Below are 13,107 nucleotides of genomic sequence, written 5' to 3'. Positions count from 1 at the left end.
CCGGCGTCCGCGTCTCCCCATCCCCCGCGCGCCTCGGAAAAACGCTCGTCGAACTCCTCAAGGGCGAGGGCGGAGCGCCGAAGAAGGTCGCGGGCGCGTCGCTCTGACCTGTCCGAACTCCGAACCATGACGTCGGGACGGCCCGCGAAGGGCCGTCCCTTTTCATATGACGGACGTGGGTGAAGCCCCGTATTCCGCTCAAGCGACGCGAAATTGTCGCATGAGCGAGAAAAATTGATGCCGGACAGGGCGTTCCCGCGGCGCCGTCCGAAAGACGCGTATGATGACCGCGCCGCCGTCTGGTATTTCGCGCGCCACGCGCTGACATCGTTCGAGGAGAAGCCGCCCGTGAAAGCCCCGCTGCGCTGGCCTGCGCCGGACGAGCCGGTGTCCGATCTGGTGCTGGAGCGCTTCGCGCCGGAGCAGACCTTCAAGGCCAAGGTCTACGCCGCGCTCAAGCAGGCGATCCTCAACATGGACATCTACTCCACGCCGGAGCCGACCTGGATCGACGAGCGTCAGCTCTCCGAGCGCCTCGGCGTCAGCCGCACGCCGGTGCGCGAGGCGGTGGCGATGCTGGAGCAGGAGGGCTTCGTCAAGTCCATGCCGCGCCGCGGCATCATGGTGCTGAAGAAGACCAAGCGCGAAGTGGTCGAGATGATCCAGGCCTGGGCGGCGCTGGAGGCCATGGCCGCGCGTCTCGTGGTCGAAAACGCCTCCGACGAGGACATCAAGAAGCTGCGCACGCTGTTCGAAAAGTTCGACGAGGCCCACAAGCCGTCCGACTTCGTGCACGAATACTCCGACGCCAACATCCGCTTCCACCAGACCATCATCCGCCTCAGCGGCTCGCGCACGCTGGCGGAGATGACGGCGAACCTGCTGGTGCACGTGCGGGGCCTGCGCCAGCTCACCATCGGCCGCGACGACCGCGCCAGCCGCTCGATCGTGGAGCACCTCGCCATCATCGAGGCGCTGGAGAAGCGCGACCGCGACCTCGCCGAACGCCACGCGCTGGACCACACGCTCGGCCTCGCGGTCTATGTGGAAGAGCACGGCGACATCTTCGACTGACGGAAGGCGGTTCGGCGGGGAGGCTTGGGCCTGCCGCGCGTCGGAAGCCGCGTCACATCAAACCCGTCATGCCCGAGCTTGTCTCGGGCATCCACGATTTAAGGGGTTCGGCGGCTTAAACGTCCAAGTCGTGGATGCCCGAGACACGCTCGGGCATGACGGCGGTGGGTCTTTCGGGCCGGCGCTCAGTCGTCGCCGCGCACCCGGCCCCGGAGCGACTTCGCCGTCGACTGCTTGCCCTTTGAGGTCAGCCGCCGCTCCACCGAGGCGCGGGTCGGGCGCGTCGCGCGTCGGCGCTCGGGGCGGACGCTCGCCTCCCGGATCATCTCCACCAGCCGCGCCACCGCCTCCTCCCGGTTGCGGGCCTGGCTGCGGTGGCTCTGGGCGGTCAGCACGATCACCCCGTCGAGCGTCAGGCGCGCGCCCGCGAGCTTCATCAGCCGGATCGCCACGTCGTTCGGCAGCGAGCGGGAGCGGCGGGCGTCGAACCGGATCTGCACCGCGGACGAGGTCTTGTTCACGTGCTGGCCGCCGGGACCGGAGGCGCGCACGAAGCTCTCCTCGATCTCGTCCTCATGGATCGCCAGCGTGGGCGTGATCTCGATCATCGTCGCGAAAGCTCGTCCGGGGGCGGATCGGCGGTCTCCGATCGCAGGCCGCGGAACATGGGCGCGGGGCGCCGCCGGGTCAATTCCCGGCGGCGCCCCGTCCTGTCGGCGGTCGGCTGCGATCAGAGGATGAAGTCGCTCTGGGTCAGGGTGTGGACGCCCGCGAGTTCGATCACGAAGTCCGCCGCGCCGTCCGCGTCGACGAAGCCCTGCACGAAGGTCTTGCCCTGGGCCTGATCGGCGAAGACGCGGATCTGGCCGGACGGGTCGGCGTCGGGAAGCTGCACCAGCCGGAAGGCCTGATCGCCGGCGAGCCCCGTGTCGGCGTCGATCCCCGACAGGTCGATCGTGTCGACGCCGCGGGCGAAGTCGGTGATGCGGTCGCTGGTTCCGATCTCCACGCCGCTGTCGGAGGCGGAGGAGAACACGAACACGTCGAGCCCGCGGCCGCCGGTGAGCGTGTCGGCGCCCTGGCCGCCGATCAGCCGGTCGTTCCCGGTCCCGCCGTTCAGCGTGTCGGCGCCGAGCCCGCCGTCGAGCAGATCGTCGCCGCTGTCGCCGAACAGGCGGTCCGCGCCGCCGAAGGCGAACAGCTGGTCGTTCCCGGAACCGCCGTGCATCTCGTCGGCGCTTGCGAAGGCGGTCGGCCGCGCGGCCACCTGGAAGTCGAGCAGCACGTCGTCGCCCGCGCCGCCGTAATAGACGTCCGCGCCCGTGCCGCCTTCGAGCCGGTCGTTCCCGCCGCCGCCGATCAGCCGGTCGTTCCCGGAGCCGCCGAGCAGATGGTCGTTCTGGTCGCCGCCGTCGAGCACGTCGTGTCCGCCGCCGCCGATCAGCGTGTCCTCGTTGCGCCCGCCGAGCAGCCGGTTGGCGCCGCCGTCGCCGGTGATGCGGTCGGCGCCCGATCCGCCGGTGACGTTCTCGATGTTGAAGTAGGTGTCGCCCTGGGCGTTGTTGAACGCGCCGCGGCCGGTGGCGAGGTTCACCTCCACGCCGAGCGCGGTGTTGAACACCAGCGTGTCCACACCCGCCCCGCCGTCGATGCGGTCGGCGCCCGCGCCGCCGTCGAGCACGTCGTTCCCGTCGCCGCCCCTGAGGATGTCGACGCCGATCCCGCCCTCCAGCGTGTCGAGGCCGGCGCCGCCCTCGAGCGTGTCGTCGCCGGCTTCGCCGATCAGGGTGTCGTCGCCGTCGCCGCCCAGCAGGCGGTCGTCGTCACCCTGGCCGTTGAGCGTGTCGTTTCCGGCGTCGCCCTGCAGGATGTCGTCCTGGGAGCCGCCGAGCAGGGTGTCGTTCCCCGCGCCGCCGGAGAGGAAGTCCTCGCCGAGGCCGCCATAGAGCGTGTCCCGTCCGTTCTCGCCGTAGAGCCGGTCGTCGCCGTTCTCGCCGCGGATGACGTCGTTCCCGTCGCGGCCGTAGAGCCGGTTGGCGCCTGCGTTTCCGCGGATCGTGTCGGCGTAGCCGGAGCCGACCACGTTCTCGATGCTGACATAGCGGTCGCCGAAGGAGTGGCTGGTCTCGGCGCCGCCGCCGCGGCCGGTGGTGAGGTCTACGCTCACCGCCGTCGGGCTGGCGGAGTAGCCGACGAAATCGTCGCCCGAACCGCCGTTGATGTAATCCTTGCCCTCGCCGCCGCTGATGGTGTCGTTCCCGCCCTCGCCGTAGAAGCGGTCGTCGCCGGAGCCGATCACGGCGGTGGCGCGGTCGTAGATGACGTCGTCGCCTTCGCCGGCGAACACGGTGTCGTTTCCGCCGCGCACGGTGATGACGTCGTCGCCGCCGAGCGCGGACAGGGTGTCGCCGAGCAGGCTGTGGGCGCCGAAGGGGCCGTTGTCGTTGAAGGCGGTGTTCGACAGGTTGCCCTTGGGGTCGATGATGTCGGCCATGGTCGTTGCTCCCGATCGGCGGCGAGGGGGACCATTCCCGCCTCGTCCGCGGAGCGGTCGCCGGCGTGGCGTCCGCTCTCGATGACCCGACTGTCGGGGATCGGGCCCCCGGCCGCCGTTCCCTGGGGAACACCGGCGCGGGCGGCGGCGGATTTTTTCGCGCGGCGGGGCGACAACATGAAAAAGGCCGCGCCCCCCGGAGGGACGCGGCCGTGATCGTCAGGTCGGCGGCTGACGCCGCTCAGCGCCTGTTCGGGGTCTGTCGCAGAGCGCGCGTCTGGCGCCCGTCATGGCCGAGACCGCTTGAGGTCTTTGCGGCGCTCATCGCTCCCCCTCACCCGGATGACTGCGTCATCCGACCTCTCCCCGCTGGGAAGAGGTGAAGAACGGCGCCGCCTGCGACCTCTCCCCAGCGGGGAGAGGTCGGCCCGAAGGGCCAGGTGAGGGGGAGGTTGGCGTCACGATCAACCTGTTCCGCCGGAAGCTGCGGAGCGGGATGGTCGTGAGCCAGCCTCAAGCACGACGCCAGACGCGAAGGTCCAAACAGGCTTCAGCGCACCAGGAAGTTGCGGAACTGCCAGGGGTCGCTTTCGTCCAGATCCTCGGGGAACAGGCCCGGGCGGTTCTGGAGCGGGGTCCAGTCGGTGTAGTAACCCTTCACCGGGCCGAGATAGGGGCCCTGGATCTCGAGGCAGCGCTTGAAGTCCATCTCGTCGGTTTCGACGATGCCCTCGTTCGGGTTCTCCAGCGCCCAGACCATGCCGGCGAGCACGGCCGAGGTGACCTGAAGGCCGGTCGCGCTCTGGTAGGGCGCGAGGCGGCGCGCCTCCTCCAGCGAAAGCTGCGAGCCGAACCAGTAGGCGCCCTTGGCGTGGCCGTAGAGCAGCACGCCGAGCTCGTCGACGCCCTCTTCCAGCTCGTCCTCGTCCAGCACGTGCAGGGTCTTCTGCACCTCGCCCTCGGCGCCGAACAGCTCGTGCCACGACAGGACCGCCACGTCCGCCGGATGGTAGGCGTAGTGGCAGGTCGGGCGGTAGACCGCCTTGCCGTCCTCGTGGACGGTGAAGTAGTCGGCGATCGAGATCGACTCGTTGTGGGTGACGAGATAGCCGTATTGCGGCCCCGGCGTCGGGCACCAGGTGCGCACCTGGGTCGCGGCGCCCGGCTGCATCAGATAGATCGCGGCCGCGTTCGGGTCGTCGTGCTCGCGGGCGGTGTCCGGCTTCCAGGTCTCGTGGGTGCCCCAGCCGAGTTCCGCCGGCTGCAGGCCCTCGGAGATGAAGCCCTCCACGGACCAGGTGTTCAGGAACACGCCGCGGGGCTTGGGCTGCTTGGTGAGCTGGGTGTCGCGCTCGGCGATGTGGACGCCCTTGACGCCGATCTGGCGCAGCAGGTTCGCCCATTCCTCGCGGCTGGTGGGCTCGGGCGTGTTCAGGTTCAGATCGGCCGCCACGTTCAGCGCCGCCTGCTTCACGAAGAACGACACCATGCCGGGATTGGCGCCGCAGGTGGAGACGGCGGTGGTGAGGCCCTTGGGCGAGCGCCGGCGCAGGTCCAGCGTCATGTTGCGCAGCGCGTAGTTGGAGCGCTCCGACGGGCCCTTGGTCTTGTCGAAATAGAAGCCGAGCCACGGCTCGTTCACCGTGTCGATGTAGAGCGCGCCGAGCTCCTGGCAGAGCGCGATCAGGTCCACCGAGCCGGTGTCGACCGACAGGTTGACGCAAAACGCCTGTCCGCCGCCTTGCGTCAGCAGCGGGGTCAGCAGCTCGCGGTAATTTTCCTTGGTCACATGCTGCTGGATCAGCTCGTAGCCGTGTTTGTCCAGGATGTGCTTGTTGTGATCGCTCGGATCGATGAAGAAGAACCGGTTACGGTCGAACTCGAAATGGCGTTCGATCAGGGGCAGCGTTCCGCGACCGATCGATCCGAATCCGATCATCACGATCGGGCCGTCAATCTTCGCGTACACCGGATGATCCGTCATTTCGTCTCCGCTCCTCTCAAGGACAGCCGCACGCTGCGGCGCACACGACCGATTAAGCCGATCGGAGCCGGAGAATCAACAGAACGGACGACAGGACGATGACGACCCGATGGTCAGGCCAGTTCGGCCTCGATCTCGCTGCGGGTCGGCACCATCACCTGCGCCTCGCCGTCCAGCACCACCTTGTCGCCGACGGAGCAGGTGCAGAAGAAGGTGGCCCGCTGGCGGCTGGGATCGAGCGCGGTGATCTCCACCTGCGTCACCACCACGTCGCCGAGGCGCACCGGCGCGCGGAACTTCATGGTCTGCGACAGATAGACGGCGCCCGGCCCCGGCAGCTTGGTGCCGAGCACCGCCGAGATCAGGCTCGCGGTGTAGAGGCCGTGGGCGATGCGGCCGCCGAAGCGGGTGTTGGCCGCGTAAGCTTCCGACAGATGGATCGGATTGGTGTCGCCGGTCAGATGCGCGAAGGTCCGGACGCCTTCCTCCGACACTTCGTGGCGGATTTCGGCGGTCTGGCCGATGACCAGATCCTCAAAGGCGATCTGGTCGACATGGTCGACCGAAGGATCTGTCGGCTGGAAGGCGGCGTTCATGTGAGCCTGCAAGGCTGATTGCGAGAGCGGCGGCACTCTGGAGCCGCCCTCGCTGCAGTGCAACGCGCCTTTCGGATGACAGGCCGGCGCCTGTCATCCGGGCGGTCAGCCGAACAGGAAATCGCCCCGCGCCGCCACCGCCGCCACGTCGAGACCGAGCAGCAGGACCGAGTCGCCGGCCGGATCGCCGGCGAAGGTGATGAGCGTGCCGAGGCTGTCGGCGGCCGCGGAGAACACGAGGTCGCCGCGGTTTTCCGCATGCCCTGCGAAGTCGAGCCGGTCCCACTGGAGGTTGAAGCCGGAGATCACGTCGTCGCCGAAGCCGGCGGCGTTGAAGTGGAACAGGTCGGCGCCGCGGCTCGCGAACAGCCTGTCGTCGCCGAGCCCGCCGGTGGCCTCGCCGCCGCCGTTGAGCCGGATCTCGTCCGCCCCCGCGCCGCCGACGATGACCTGGCCGCCGCCCTTGCCCGCCTGCACCGTCACGGCCGTGGAGACGCCCGACAGGTCGACGCTCGCGCCCACGCGCAGTTCGATCCTCTCGATGTCCACGAAGGTGGCGTCGGTCAGGGTCAGCGACAGGTCGGAGGCGATGCGGAGCGTGTCCGTCCCGTCGCCGCCGTCCACCAGGGTCGGCGCGGCGGTGACGGCGAGGATGTCGTCGCCGCCCCGGCCGAGCAGGGTGTCCGCGCCGCCGCCGCCGCCGTTCAGCACGTTGGCGTAATCGTCGCCGGCCAGCGTGTCGGCGTGCCTGCTGCCGGTGATGTTGGCGATGTCGCGGATGAAGTCGCCCTGGGCGTCGCCGCCGGTGTTGACGTTGCTCGCGAGATCGACCGACACGGCCGCGGAGGAGCGCGCGTAGGTGACGATGTCGCCGTCCTCGCGTCCGCCCCACATGTAGTCGGCGCCGGCGCCGCCGTCGAAGACGTTCTTGGCGTTGTAGCCCATCAGGTAGTCGTCGAACGCGCTGCCGCGCACGTTCTCGACGCTGACGAAGGTGTCGCCGGCGGCTTCGCCCAGATTGACGCCGTAGCCCAGGCCGCCGAGGAACACCGCCACGCCCGCGGTCGCGTTTTCGTAGCTCGCCGTGTCCACGCCGTCGCCGCCGTCGAGCGCGTCCGCGCCCGCGCCGCCGATCAGGCGGTCGTTGCCGGAGAGGCCGTTGAGCTGGTCGTCGCCCGCGCCGCCGGACAGGATGTTGCGGGCGTCGTCGCCGGTCAGGCTGTCGGCGTGGGCGCTGCCCAGGACGTTCACGATGTCCACCAGCGTGTCGCCGTCGGCGTCGCCGCCGGTGTGGACCCCGGTGGTGAGGTTGACGGTGACGCCTGCGTCCGAGCCCGCATAGGACGCGACGTCCCGGTGCACGGAGACCCCCTCGCTTTCGGATCGGCCGCCGACGATGCGATCGGCCCCCGCGCCGCCTTCCAGCAGGCCGCCGCGGCCGGCGCCGAGGATCACGTCCGCATGGTCGCCGCCGATCACGTTCTCGAAACGGGTGAAGCTGTCGGTTTCGGCGCCGGAGACCGCCGTCCCGGCCGAAAGGTCGATGGTCACGCCGCCGAGGGCGGATGCGAAACTGACGGTGTCGTCGCCGCGCCCGCCGTTCAGCACGTCGTCGCCCGCGCCGCCGTCCACCACGTCGTCGCCCCAGCCGGCGGAGATGGTGTCGGCGCCGCCTTCGCCGTTGATCACGTTGTCGAGCGTGTTGCCGGTGACGAGGTTGTCCAGCGCGCCGGCGTCCAGCGCGATCTGGTGGCTGGTCAGACGAAGGGTCTGGCCCGAGGCCGAGGTGACGAACTTCTCGTAATAGACCCGGTAGGACTGCGTGAAGCTGCCGAGGTCATAGGCGCTGTCGTTGGAGAACAGCTCGAAGCCGGTGCTGTAGAGCGGGACCGTCTCGTCGAACAGGGCGAATTCGAGGGACCACTTGTCGCTGTAGACGTCGGCGATGTTCAGCTCCGCCGACAGCTCGCCGTAGTCGATCTTGATGCCGAGCGACGCGTTGAACACCAGCGAGGTGACCGCCTTCACGTCCATGGTCACGTCGTAGGAGGCGTTCACCCGGAACCAGCCTTCGCCCTCCGGGGTCTCGAACTCGAACTTGTCGCCCGCCTTGCCGGTCAGCGTTTCGCCGAAGGAGGACTTCAGCGTCACGTCGATGTCCGGCGTGTAGGTCATCTCCTGCTTCAGGCTGAGCCCGCCGATCAGCTTGGCGTCCAGCACGCCGACCTCGATGCCGAACTTGACGATCGACAGGTCGAGCTCCTCGTCCACGCTGGTCTGGAGGCCGAGCAGCGCGGTGAACTTGTCGAGGTCGAGCTCCGCCTCCAGGAACGGCGAGGACTCGATCGCGACGCTGTAGGAGCCGAGCGGCGCGTCCGAGGTGTCATCCGTCTCGAGATCGCCGAACTCGAACTCCGGCACGAGCACCTTGACCGCGCCGTAGTCGAAGTCGGCCTCGTAGATCTGGCCGTCGAACCCGCCGAACGCGCCCGGAACGATGCCGAGGATGGTGCGGCTGTAGTCGATGTCGGCGAGGGTGATGTTGCTGAAGTCCGCGCTGCCCTCGTCGGAGTAGATGTACGCGTCGATGTTGTACCCGACCGAGCCGGTCATCTCCGCCTTCAGCTTGGCGATGAGATCGACGGAGGCGTAGCTCTTCAGGAGATCGGGACCCGTGCCCTCGACCTCGAAACTGTCGAGCTTGAAGCCGGCGGTGTCGAAATAGGCCTTGGCGACGCCGTCCACCGTGTCGCGGCTGGAGGTCTCGCCGGTCGCGTCCACGTCGAGGGCGGCGGTGGAGCTTCCGAGATCGAAATGGGCTTTCGCCACCAGGCCGAAGGTGAAGCTGTAGTCCAGCCCCACGGCCGCGTGGCCGCCCAGAACGTCGCCGCCGATGGAGAGTTCGGCGGAGGCCGTGCCGCTTTTGGAATAGGTCAGTGCGTCGAACGTATAGTCGAGGCTTGTTCCCGCGGACTTGCCGAAAAGCCCGACGTCGACGTTGAAACGCGCCATGACCGATACCCTGGATGCTGCAGACTGAACTGCGGCGGACCATGGCCCAGCGGCTCAATGTTAAAAATCCGTTACACTACGGATATTTATGGTTAAGCGGCGGCGGGGTCCCGCCATGCGCGGGGCCTAAACCGAAAATCAACCCTGCGGCGGTATTCAGGAGAGGATCGGTCGCGCGCCGCCGGGCGCCCGGACCGCAACACGGAAGAAAAAGGGGAGCCGGCGCAAGCGTCTCCCCCGAAGGATGAGGAACCGTTCGCCATGGCGATCGACCCGACCATGCCTGTGCTCATCGTCGACGACTACAAGACGATGCTGCGCATCATCCGCAACCTGCTGAAGCAGATCGGCTTCGAGGACGTGGACGAGGCGGCGGACGGCTCGGAGGCGCTCGGAAAGATGCGCGACAAGCGCTACGGGCTGGTTATCTCCGACTGGAACATGGAGCCCATGACCGGCATCGAGCTGCTGCGCGAGGTGCGCGCGGACGAAAAGCTGAACCGCACCCCCTTCATCATGGTCACGGCTGAATCCAAGACCGAGAACGTGATCGCCGCCAAGAAGGCGGGCGTGAACAACTACATCGTCAAACCCTTCAACGCCGAGACGCTGAAGGCCAAGATCGACGCGGTGTTCGGCGAATGAGCCCCGCCTCGCGGACGGCCGACCGGGAGGCCGAGGAGCAGTTCGCCCGCATGCGCGCCTATCTGGACGAGACGCGCGCCACCGACGGCGCCACCTCGTTCCGGGACGTGGTCGCGCTGGCGGAGATCACCGCCGCCTCCATGCAGGCGTTCTTCGCCTCCATCGACGCCACGATCTATCGCGAGCTGCGCGAGATCGCCGACTACATCGGCCGCATGCGCACGGAGATCACCGCTCTGGAGCCCGGCGACCTGAAGGCCAACCGCCTGCCCAAGGCCGGCGAGGACCTGTGGGCGATCGTGGGCGCCACCGAGGACGCCACCAATCAGATCATGGAATGCGCCGAGGACATCCTCTCCGCCGCGAACCGCGACGACGACACGCTGCGGGAGGTGGCCAACGCCAAGGTGATGGATATTTTCCAGGCCTGCTCGTTCCAGGACATCACCGGCCAGCGCATCGCCCGCGTGATCGAGACGCTGCAGCACATCGAGCAGCGGGTCGGACGCTTCGCGGCCGCGGTGCAGCCGAACGGCGACCTGCCGGACATCAGCGCCCTGGACACGCGCGAGGCTCGGGCGCGGGAGCTTCTGCTGCACGGCCCGCAGTCCGCGGACACGGCGATCCGCCAGGACGAGGTGGACGCGCTGCTGCGCTCCTGACCGGCGCGAAATCGCCGGAGACCGGCGCATGAAAAAGCCCGGCGCGGAACCTCTCCGCGCCGGGCTTTTCGTTTGGCGTCAGCGGACGTTGATGGTCAGGCCCGGAGCCTGATAGCGCGGACGTTCGTAGGCGCGGTAGCCGCGGTCCGAACGGTAGGCGCGGCGCTCGTCCCGGTAGACGCGACGGTCGTCGCGGTAGACGCGGCGCTCCTCGTAGCGCGGACGGGTGCATTCGCGGGTGCGGGTGATGCGCTCCACGCCGCCGCTGCGCACCCGGCGCTCCACGGTGCGGCAGGCGGCGGGGGTGGAGGCGTCGGTCACTGCGATCACGCTGCGGGTCACGGGCGCGGCGCTCGCGGGGGCGGCGGCGAAGGCGGTGAGGGCGACGCCGAAAGCGAGGCCGAGAGGGGCGATGAAGCGGCGCATGTTCGTTTCCTCGTTATCGTTCGTTTGAAGCGCTGCCCGGAACATTACGCCCGGGCCTTGGGGTCAGCGTCGCCCGGCCCGCATGACGGGCTCCTGAAGCGTCGGTTCACGCCATGTTCATCGCGCGAACGCGGCATCCGGTTCCATCCGCCCGGCCGTCTCCTTGACGAACACCGCCGGCGGGCCTCCCGCGCGGGGCCTTTTCTCCGGACGCCGAACGTGATCCGCTGGCGGTCATGACGCGCCCCGATCCCGCCTTCGCCCCGCCCGACCTGTCCCGGCTGCGCCTTCACGCCGACGACGCGCTCGGCGGCGCCGCGCGCGCCTCGATCGGCGAGGGCCATGGCGACGATCCGGACGACAGGGTGGCTCTCTGGGCCCGGCGCGCGGGGCGAGGGCTGGCGCTGATCGCGATCGTCGGCCTCGCGGTCTGGGTGATGATCGACATGACCACGGGTGGAGCGGGCCGATGACGGCGGACTGGGGGCGGCTCGCGGCGCCCGATCTCGGCGAGATGGAGCGGCTCGCCGACGAGGCCTTCGCGCGGCTTCCCGAGGAGTTCCGCGCGCTCGCCCGTGACGTTGTGGTGCGGGTGGACGACTTCCCGACCGACGACGTGCTGAAGGAGCTCGAGGCCGAAAGCGAGTTCGACCTGCTCGGCCTGTTCACCGGCGTCGGTCTGGCGCAGGGCGAGGCGGCCCCGCGCACGGGCCAGTTCCCCAACGTGATCCACCTCTACCGCCGCCCGATCCTCGACTACTGGGCGGAGCACGAGGAGACCCTGGGCGCCATCGTCACCCATGTCCTGGTGCACGAGATCGGCCATCACTTCGGCCTGTCGGACGACGACATGGAGGCGATCGAGGCGCTGGCCGACGCCGAGACGGCGCCCGCTTGATCGCGGCCTCACCCGTTCCCATTTCGCAGCGCGAGGGAGTGCGACATCCATGACCGATCTCCGATCCCAGCTCCGCCGCGTGCGCTCCGAGTTCTGGCCGAAAGCCAAGAACCTGCTGCGTTCGCTGCCGTTCGCGGAGGATCTGCTCGCCGCCTATTACTGCGCGATGGACGAGGAGACGCCGTCGAGCGTGCGGCTGACGCTGCTCGGGGCGCTGGCCTATTTCATCACGCCGATCGACCTGATCCCGGACTTCGTGCCGTTCGTCGGCTTCACGGACGACGCCAGCGTGATCGCCGCGGCGATCGCGGCGGTGAGCCTTAACATCCGCGACCGCCACCGCGAGGCCGCCCGTCGCGCCATGGCGGACGCGGAGACCGCCGCCGAACGCGCCTGACGCCGGAACGCTCCCGCCCTCACTCCGCCGCGTCGCGCCGGAGCGGGTTGGGCAGGGGTTCGGCCGCGGGCGTCGGCCCAAGCTCCATCTGCTCCAGACGGGCGCCCCGGCGGGCGATCTTCTCCGCCGAGATCGCGATCTGGTCGAGATCGCCGATCGCCTGCCCGAAATGCTGCTTCAGCCGGTCGACCCGCTCGCCGAGGCGGCGCATGTCGTCCATGAGCCGCCCCACCTCCGCCTGCAGCAGATGGGCCTGATCGCGCAGCGCCGCGTCCCGCGTCAGGCCCTGCACCACCTGCACCGCGAGCGTCAGCAGCGACGGCGACACGATCAGCACCCGCGCGCGGTGCGCCTTCTGCACCACGTCGTCGAAGCTCTCGGCGATCTGGGCGTGGATCTGCTCGGAGGGCACGAACAGCAGCGCCACGTCCTGGGTCTCGCCGGCGATGAGGTACTTCTCCGCCACGTCCGCCACGTGGCGGCCCACGTCCTGCCGCACCCGCGTCTCGGCCGCCTTCGTCGCCTCGGGCGTCTCCGCGAGCCGCAGCCGCTCGAAGCCCTCCAGCGGGAACTTGGCGTCGATCGCGAGGCCGCGCCGGTCGCCGGGCAGGCGAATCAGCGCGTCCGGCCGCACGCCGGTGGAGAGGCGGGCCTGAAAGGCGTAGGCTTGCGGCGGCAGCGCGTCGCGCAGGATCGCCTCCATCCGCCCCTGCCCGAAGGCGCCGCGGGCGGGCTTGTTGGCGAGGATGGCGCGCAGGTCCGTCACCTGGCCCGCCAGCGCGCCGATCTGGGCGCCGGCGGCGTCGATGACCGAAAGCCGCGCCTCCAGCCGCTGAAGCTGCTCGGCGGTGGCCTGCCCGCTGGCGTTGAGGCCTTCGCCCACCCGCGCGCCCACCGCGTCCAGCCGCTCCGCCACGCC

General features: G+C 69.3%; 13 protein-coding genes. 6 read left to right on the top strand and 7 right to left on the bottom strand.

The genetic code is table 11. From position 1 onward, the window contains the following. Positions 1 to 348: 348 nt before the first annotated feature. Complete coding sequence (locus tag ACFQ4O_RS09875; RefSeq protein ID WP_378775523.1) at positions 349 to 1,074, top strand: GntR family transcriptional regulator; 726 nt, start codon at positions 349 to 351, stop codon at positions 1,072 to 1,074. A 185-nt stretch (positions 1,075 to 1,259) separates the two neighbouring features. Here the strand turns inward: ACFQ4O_RS09875 and arfB are convergent, their stop codons facing one another. From arfB to ACFQ4O_RS09850, 5 genes are all read right to left on the bottom strand, one after another. Next, positions 1,260 to 1,682: an alternative ribosome rescue aminoacyl-tRNA hydrolase ArfB gene (gene arfB / locus ACFQ4O_RS09870; protein ID WP_271202857.1), complete on the bottom strand. Its 423-nt coding sequence runs from the start codon at positions 1,680 to 1,682 to the stop codon at positions 1,260 to 1,262. A 122-nt stretch (positions 1,683 to 1,804) separates the two neighbouring features. Continuing rightward, positions 1,805 to 3,568 carry a calcium-binding protein gene (locus ACFQ4O_RS09865; protein ID WP_378775522.1) on the bottom strand — a complete coding sequence of 588 codons (1,764 nt, stop codon included), beginning with the start codon at positions 3,566 to 3,568 and terminating at the stop codon, positions 1,805 to 1,807. Positions 3,569 to 4,118: 550 nt separating this feature from the next. Then, positions 4,119 to 5,552 (bottom strand): homospermidine synthase, encoded by a 1,434-nt coding sequence (locus ACFQ4O_RS09860; protein WP_378775521.1) that lies wholly within the window; start codon positions 5,550 to 5,552, stop codon positions 4,119 to 4,121. 113 nt (positions 5,553 to 5,665) lie between these two features. Then, complete coding sequence (locus tag ACFQ4O_RS09855; protein ID WP_378775520.1) at positions 5,666 to 6,148, bottom strand: MaoC family dehydratase; 483 nt, start codon at positions 6,146 to 6,148, stop codon at positions 5,666 to 5,668. Between the two features lie 105 nt (positions 6,149 to 6,253). After that, positions 6,254 to 9,160: a calcium-binding protein gene (locus tag ACFQ4O_RS09850; RefSeq protein ID WP_378775519.1), complete on the bottom strand. Its 2,907-nt coding sequence runs from the start codon at positions 9,158 to 9,160 to the stop codon at positions 6,254 to 6,256. Between the two features lie 261 nt (positions 9,161 to 9,421). On the opposite strand from ACFQ4O_RS09850, the gene ACFQ4O_RS09845 reads away from it, so the two are divergent. Both ACFQ4O_RS09845 and ACFQ4O_RS09840 read left to right on the top strand, forming a co-directional pair. Further along, positions 9,422 to 9,805 carry a response regulator gene (locus ACFQ4O_RS09845; RefSeq protein ID WP_271202861.1) on the top strand — a complete coding sequence of 128 codons (384 nt, stop codon included), beginning with the start codon at positions 9,422 to 9,424 and terminating at the stop codon, positions 9,803 to 9,805. Beyond that, on the top strand, positions 9,802 to 10,467 hold the full coding sequence (locus tag ACFQ4O_RS09840; protein WP_378775518.1) for a protein phosphatase CheZ: 666 nt from the start codon (positions 9,802 to 9,804) through the stop codon (positions 10,465 to 10,467). Before ACFQ4O_RS09845 ends, ACFQ4O_RS09840 begins: the two co-directional genes overlap by 4 nt. Before the next feature lie 78 nt (positions 10,468 to 10,545). Here ACFQ4O_RS09840 and ACFQ4O_RS09835 read toward each other — a convergent pair whose 3' ends face one another. Continuing rightward, a complete protein-coding gene (locus ACFQ4O_RS09835; protein WP_378775517.1) occupies positions 10,546 to 10,893 on the bottom strand; it encodes a hypothetical protein in 348 nt (115 codons plus the stop codon). Between the two features lie 236 nt (positions 10,894 to 11,129). Between ACFQ4O_RS09835 and ACFQ4O_RS09830 the strand changes: the two genes are divergently transcribed. Genes ACFQ4O_RS09830 through ACFQ4O_RS09820 form a run of 3 tightly spaced genes read left to right on the top strand, consistent with a single transcriptional unit; the run spans position 11,130 to position 12,188 of the window. Then, on the top strand, positions 11,130 to 11,366 hold the full coding sequence (locus tag ACFQ4O_RS09830) for a hypothetical protein (protein WP_378775516.1): 237 nt from the start codon (positions 11,130 to 11,132) through the stop codon (positions 11,364 to 11,366). Continuing rightward, entirely contained in the window at positions 11,363 to 11,791 is a 429-nt protein-coding gene (locus ACFQ4O_RS09825; RefSeq protein ID WP_378775515.1) for a metallopeptidase family protein, read from the top strand. Before ACFQ4O_RS09830 ends, ACFQ4O_RS09825 begins: the two co-directional genes overlap by 4 nt. 49 nt (positions 11,792 to 11,840) lie before the next feature. Continuing rightward, positions 11,841 to 12,188 carry a YkvA family protein gene (locus tag ACFQ4O_RS09820; protein WP_378775514.1) on the top strand — a complete coding sequence of 116 codons (348 nt, stop codon included), beginning with the start codon at positions 11,841 to 11,843 and terminating at the stop codon, positions 12,186 to 12,188. Between the two features lie 19 nt (positions 12,189 to 12,207). Here ACFQ4O_RS09820 and ACFQ4O_RS09815 read toward each other — a convergent pair. Further along, positions 12,208 to 13,107, bottom strand: a 900-nt coding sequence (locus ACFQ4O_RS09815; RefSeq protein ID WP_378775513.1) for a DNA recombination protein RmuC, incomplete at its 5' end; no start/stop codon positions are given.

The sequence above is a fragment of the Methylopila musalis genome (assembly GCF_042679725.1).
Lineage (GTDB): Bacteria > Pseudomonadota > Alphaproteobacteria > Rhizobiales > Methylopilaceae > Methylopila > Methylopila musalis.
This window is presented reverse-complemented; position numbering and strand designations above follow the sequence as displayed.

Excerpts from the sequence above, each read along its gene's own strand:
- ACFQ4O_RS09850 (WP_378775519.1), bottom strand. The coding sequence starts at position 9,160 with ATGGCGCGTTTCAACGTCGACGTCGGGCTTTTCGGCAAGTCCGCGGGA.
- ACFQ4O_RS09820 (WP_378775514.1), top strand. The coding sequence starts at position 11,841 with ATGACCGATCTCCGATCCCAGCTCCGCCGCGTGCGCTCCGAGTTCTGG.
- ACFQ4O_RS09860 (WP_378775521.1), bottom strand. The coding sequence starts at position 5,552 with ATGACGGATCATCCGGTGTACGCGAAGATTGACGGCCCGATCGTGATG.
- ACFQ4O_RS09845 (WP_271202861.1), top strand. The coding sequence starts at position 9,422 with ATGGCGATCGACCCGACCATGCCTGTGCTCATCGTCGACGACTACAAG.
- ACFQ4O_RS09825 (WP_378775515.1), top strand. The coding sequence starts at position 11,363 with ATGACGGCGGACTGGGGGCGGCTCGCGGCGCCCGATCTCGGCGAGATG.
- arfB (WP_271202857.1), bottom strand. The coding sequence starts at position 1,682 with ATGATCGAGATCACGCCCACGCTGGCGATCCATGAGGACGAGATCGAG.
- ACFQ4O_RS09865 (WP_378775522.1), bottom strand. The coding sequence starts at position 3,568 with ATGGCCGACATCATCGACCCCAAGGGCAACCTGTCGAACACCGCCTTC.
- ACFQ4O_RS09855 (WP_378775520.1), bottom strand. The coding sequence starts at position 6,148 with ATGAACGCCGCCTTCCAGCCGACAGATCCTTCGGTCGACCATGTCGAC.
- ACFQ4O_RS09830 (WP_378775516.1), top strand. The coding sequence starts at position 11,130 with ATGACGCGCCCCGATCCCGCCTTCGCCCCGCCCGACCTGTCCCGGCTG.
- ACFQ4O_RS09840 (WP_378775518.1), top strand. The coding sequence starts at position 9,802 with ATGAGCCCCGCCTCGCGGACGGCCGACCGGGAGGCCGAGGAGCAGTTC.
- ACFQ4O_RS09835 (WP_378775517.1), bottom strand. The coding sequence starts at position 10,893 with ATGCGCCGCTTCATCGCCCCTCTCGGCCTCGCTTTCGGCGTCGCCCTC.